Genomic DNA, 3,481 nt, shown 5'->3' with positions numbered 1-3,481 from the left:
GACGGCGGCCCACGGTCCAAAGCCGGAGTGAGGGCACACCGAGCCTAGGCGAGGTGCCGAGTGGTGGGGCAAGAGCGTTTTGCTTACTTTTGCGCTGTTCAAAAGTGAGCCGCTGTAAGAGCGGAACCAATATAAGCCATCACCCAAATAACGGATATGCCCCCACCCCCACCATCACCCCTCAGCACTATGCACCACCACCAAAAGCTGCGCCTGAACCTCCCCCACCGACCGAATCCGATGCGGCTTCTGCGCATTGAAATGCAAAGCATCCCCCCGATTCAACACCACCCGCTCACTCATGAAATCCACCTCAACCTGACCTTCATGCACAAACAAAAACTCCTCCCCCAAATGTTCCTTGAAGGTCTTGTCGGTGAACTCCGCCGGCGGGTAAATGATGAACGGCAACAAACTACGCTCACTGACCTGATGCGCCAGCACCGCGTAACCCGGTGATGCATCGGTGCCCGACAACGCCTGCCGTTCGTGGCTGCGCACCAGGCTGTAGCTGTCGAGGCTGACATTGTCCTCGCTGAACAATTCTTCGACCTTCACATTCAACGCCTTGGCCAGTTTCAGCGCCGCCGCAATCGACGGCGTATTCAACCCCCGCTCGACTTTCGACAGGTAACTCTTGGTCATCCCGGATTTTTCCGCGAGCGACTCCAATGTCACACCAAGTTTTTTTCTCAATATTTTCAAACGGATAGACATGCGCAGCGGTTAATCCATTAAAGAGGCGATGATGAATGCTTGCTAATGACACTTTGTGTCATATAGTCTCTTTAGTGTCATTTGCGACGAACAAGGACACTGATATGGCCAAGACATTAGCACTCCCGAAAGACCAACTGGTCAAGCAGGCGCTGACCCAGATGCAAAACACCCTGGCGGATAATACGTGGACCGACCGGCAAAAGCTGGCGTTGACCTGCCGGATCCTGTTCGAAAACGGCCACGACTCCGGCCTCGCCGGGCAGATCACCGCACGCGGCCCGACGCCTGGCACCTACTACACCCAACAACTGGGCCTGGGTTTTGATGAGATCACCGCCAGCAACCTATTGCTGGTCAACGAAGACCTGGAGGTGCTGGAAGGCCATGGCATGCCCAACCCGGCCAACCGTTTTCACAGCTGGGTGTACCGCGGTCGCCCGGACGTGAACTGCATCATCCACACTCACCCGACCCACATCGCTGCGTTGTCGATGCTGGAAGTGCCGTTGCAGGTGTCCCACATGGACCTCTGCCCGTTGTACGAAGATTGCGCATTCCTCGAAGCCTGGCCCGGGGTGCCGGTGGGCAACGAAGAAGGTGAAATCATCACCGCTGCCCTGGGGGATAAACGCGCGATTCTGCTTTCCCACCACGGCCAATTGTCCACTGGGGCGAGCATCGAGGAAGCCTGTGTGATCGCACAGTTGATCGAGCGCGCGGCCAAGTTGCAGCTGCTGGCGATGGCCGCCGGCACGATCAAGCCGATCCTGCCGGAACTGGGCCGTGAAGCCCATGACTGGATTTCCAAGCCCAAGCGCCACGGCGCCGCGTTCAACTACTACGCTCGGCAGAACCTGCGCCAACACGCCGATTGCCTGAACTGAACCCCCTTTTTCGACCGGAGACTTTTGCATGTCCAGCCCTTCTATTCACGGCATTATCGGCTACACCATCACCCCGTTCAGCGCGGACGGCCAGCGCCTTGACCTCGACGCCCTGGGCCTTTCGATCGACCGCCTGATCGACAGCGGCGTGCACGCTATCGCACCGTTGGGCAGCACCGGCGAAGGCGCCTATCTCAGTGATGCAGAGTGGGATGAAGTCGCCGCCTACAGCATCCAGAAGGTTGGCCAGCGTGTGCCGACCATCGTCAGCGTCTCCGACCTGACCACCGCCAAGGCCGTGCGTCGTGCGCAGTTTGCCGAGGCCCACGGCGCGGACGTGGTAATGGTATTGCCGGCCTCGTACTGGAAACTCAGCGAGGCGGAAATCCTCGCCCACTATGCAGCCATTGGCGACAGCATCGGCGTGCCGATCATGCTCTACAACAACCCGGCCACCAGTGGCACCGACATGTCGGTGGACTTGATCCTGCGCATCGTCAACAGCGTCGACAACGTGACCATGGTCAAGGAAAGCACCGGGGATATTCAGCGCATGCATCAATTGCACCGGCGCAGCGAGGGCCAGGTGCCGTTCTACAACGGCTGCAATCCGCTGGCACTGGAGGCGTTTGCGGCGGGTGCGAAAGGTTGGTGCACGGCGGCGCCGAATCTGATTCCTCAGCTCAACCTGGATTTGTATGAAGCCGTTTTGGCCAATGACCTGGAGAAAGCGCGGGAGCTGTTTTATCGCCAGTTGCCGTTGCTGGATTTCATCCTCAAAGGTGGCTTGCCGGCGACGATCAAGGCCGGTTTGCGGCTGACGGGCCTGGAGTCGGGGGATCCACGGCTGCCGGTGTTTCCGCTGGCTGAGGCAGGCCGTGTTCAGTTGCAAGAGCTACTGACCCTGTTGCGCTGAAACGCAATCCAAATGTGGCAGCGGGCTTGCTCGCGAAGGCGGTGGGTCAGTCAATTAATAGGTCGACTGACTCACCGCCTTCGCGAGCAAGCCCGCTCCCACATTTAGTCCGCATCCAACCTTGGATTTTCAATAGAGACAAATGACAATAATTCTCGATATCATTCACGACTTTTCCACGTCGTGCTTCGTCAAGAAGGATATCCATGTCTCGTCCCAAGCCCGACCCGCTGTCGGCCGATGCCTTTCGCGGGTTTTATGCAGATATCCTGCATTTCCTGCGTAAACGCACGGACAACGCCAGCGACGCGGCAGACATGACCCAGGATGTCTTCACCCAATGGCTGGACTACCGCGACCGGGCCCAGGTCGAGCAGCCACGGGCGTTTCTGTTCCAGATGGCGCGCAATCTGCTGCGCGATCACTGGCGCAAACAGAAGGTGCGGCACACCGTCCACCAGCAGCAGGCCGAACTGGATGCCGAACCTGTCAGCGACTCGCGAGACGATCCCATGGCCGCCGCGCAACGCCTGCAACGCCTGGAACAGTTGAAAGAAGTCCTCTCTGAACTCTCGCCGAGAAGACGAGAAGCCCTTATGCTGCACCGCTTCGAAGGCCTGAGCCAGGCGCAGATCGCCGAGCGCATGGGCGTTTCGGTCAGCATGGTGGAAAAGCACATCGCTTTTGCCTTGCTGCATTGCAAGCAGCGACTTCAACAAGAACAGGGCAAGGAGCAGCCAGAATGACCCGCCTGAGCGACATCGACACCTGTGACATCGAGGCCAGCGACTCCATCGATGCCCAGGCCGCCAGCTGGTTTGCGCGCAACCGCAATGACGCCGGTCGCGCCGACCGCAAGGCGTTTGCCGCCTGGCAGTCCGAGCCGGCCAATGCCCGCGCCTACGCCGAATTCGAACAGCTGTGGGCCGACCTGGCCCAGTTGCAGCAACTGAACAAACCG

The 3,481-nt window shown here is 59.1% G+C and carries 5 protein-coding genes; 4 read left to right on the top strand and 1 reads right to left on the bottom strand.

Features of this window, described 5'->3' with window-relative positions; all coding sequences use genetic code 11:
• Window positions 1-174 precede the first annotated feature (174 nt).
• Entirely contained in the window at window positions 175-717 is a 543-nt protein-coding gene (locus HX846_RS09085; RefSeq protein ID WP_003209127.1) for a helix-turn-helix domain-containing protein, read from the bottom strand.
• A gap of 104 nt (window positions 718-821) precedes the next feature.
• On the opposite strand from HX846_RS09085, the gene HX846_RS09080 reads away from it, so the two are divergent.
• From HX846_RS09080 to HX846_RS09065, 4 genes are all read left to right on the top strand, one after another.
• Window positions 822-1,604, top strand: coding sequence for an aldolase (locus HX846_RS09080; protein WP_003209128.1), 783 nt, complete (start codon window positions 822-824; stop codon window positions 1,602-1,604).
• 28 nt (window positions 1,605-1,632) lie between these two features.
• Entirely contained in the window at window positions 1,633-2,520 is an 888-nt protein-coding gene (locus tag HX846_RS09075) for a dihydrodipicolinate synthase family protein (protein WP_178965292.1), read from the top strand.
• A 206-nt stretch (window positions 2,521-2,726) separates the two neighbouring features.
• The gene (locus HX846_RS09070) at window positions 2,727-3,266 is read left to right on the top strand and encodes an RNA polymerase sigma factor (RefSeq protein ID WP_087692632.1); all 540 of its coding nucleotides are present in this window, start codon (window positions 2,727-2,729) and stop codon (window positions 3,264-3,266) included.
• The coding region (locus tag HX846_RS09065; RefSeq protein ID WP_178965291.1) for a DUF4880 domain-containing protein at window positions 3,263-3,481 on the top strand (219 nt) is incomplete at its 3' end. The genes HX846_RS09070 and HX846_RS09065, both read left to right, overlap by 4 nt.

The sequence above is a fragment of the Pseudomonas sp. K5002 genome (assembly GCF_013386655.1).
Classification (GTDB): Bacteria; Pseudomonadota; Gammaproteobacteria; order Pseudomonadales; family Pseudomonadaceae; genus Aquipseudomonas.
This window is presented reverse-complemented; position numbering and strand designations above follow the sequence as displayed.